At 47.2% G+C, this 1,085-nt stretch carries 1 protein-coding gene; it reads right to left on the minus strand.

The annotated features are described in order from the left end of the window. Nucleotides 1-37: 37 nt before the first annotated feature. Nucleotides 38-1,085: GH39 family glycosyl hydrolase (locus B1748_RS36190; protein WP_218781693.1), on the minus strand; the 1,048-nt coding region annotated here is incomplete at its 5' end.

Genomic DNA, 1,085 nt, shown 5'->3' on the forward strand with positions numbered 1-1,085 from the left:
CTTCACCTCTTCACAAATTGCCTTCTATCTGTAGCGTTTAGGGAACTATAGGGGTAAGCTTAATCCCCACTGCGCACTTATAAGGTAACCAAAAGTTGATGCTGCCGCTCCCGCTTGTCGCCGTGAATGTAAAGGACTGTCGAATAGCGGAGGCAAATTGCCAACGGCTTGCTTCATACAAATCCGCTTGATATTGCACTCCCGGAGTTAATCCGCTGAAGGTGACGTTCGCGTTGTCTCCATTTCCTGAAGTATTAACGATCCAGGCCACCGGATTCCCGCTGGCATTAATCGCGGCTCCGCCGAGGACGGTAGCACTTCCATTCGTCCATGACAATCCTCTCAACGCGAAATCTCCGTCCCCTAATCCAAGCTGTTTGGACATTAACCGATAGACTGACATTTTCGGGGTCAAGGTACCGTCAGCATATAGCGAGAAAAAGTCGTCAGTTCCTGGCGTGCCTTTGTTGAAAGCAAAGTAACCGTTGCCGTTGGCGCGAGCATTAATAAAATCGCTTAATCGTTGGGCTAAATAGGGAATCGCATCAACAGATTCGTTGTTCATCGGAATCTTCGTATACGAGGGGCTATAGTTCCACTCCGTTACGAAGATGGGCATATCCGGTTTGCCATGTGCGACCGCCACATTGCGCCAAGAGGTCACCTGTGGCTCCCCGTCAGGGTTTTGCCGATAGTAGTGGTAACTCAGAAAGTTAATATTATTGCTGATGCGGGAATCGTTCAATAGGGAGTCCGCCCAATTTGTAGCGTTCTGAGATGAAGTTGCAGGTCCGCCAATCGGAATAGAACTGTCCACGGAGCGAATGCCACTTGCCGCGTAATAATAAATATCCTTGTAGGCTGCCAAATTATTGGCATACCCGCTGTTCGTCCGGTCCAGAAAAGAATTCAAATCAGGCTCGTTCCAAATTTCCACATAGTCTACTTTATCTTTAAAGTGCGCGTAAATTTTCTTAATAATATCCTGATAGACATCCCAGTCTTTGGGAATCCCATGCATCGTATTGCTGTGAGACAACCAAGGAATATTGTAGCTCATAATCAGCATGATCTTGATTCCTTTG

This window comes from Paenibacillus sp. MY03, assembly GCF_002165585.1.
Classification (GTDB): Bacteria; Bacillota; Bacilli; order Paenibacillales; family Paenibacillaceae; genus Pristimantibacillus; species Pristimantibacillus agaridevorans.